This window comes from Priestia sp. SIMBA_032 (assembly GCF_046535215.1).
GTDB lineage: Bacteria > Bacillota > Bacilli > Bacillales > Bacillaceae_H > Priestia > Priestia aryabhattai.
Genome location: NZ_JAWRXD010001555.1, coordinates 1 through 236 on the forward strand (window position 1 = coordinate 1; position 236 = coordinate 236).

A 236-nucleotide genomic window follows, 5' to 3' on the forward strand; every position below is an offset into this window, starting at 1 on the left:
GCCTGCGCACGCCGACAAGCAAACTGGGCGGCGAGCGTGGTGAATTTCGAACACTCGCACTGGTAGCGCTCAAAAAAATTCGTCAGAATTCTGAACTGCTAAGCAAGATGGCATTCGATCCTGCAGGATGGCAAACGCTCGACGGTAAGCTGCGCAGCAGACACGTGGTCTTGACTCAGTTGGAGAACCAGTTCCGCAACGCGACGACCAGCATCGAAGCCGGGAGGGATTTCCAG

General features: G+C 55.9%; 1 protein-coding gene. It reads left to right on the top strand.

All coding sequences use genetic code 11. The features are described from left to right. Positions 1-236 (top strand): hypothetical protein (locus SB717_RS39505; protein ID WP_410908787.1); only part of this gene is annotated, 236 nt, incomplete at both ends.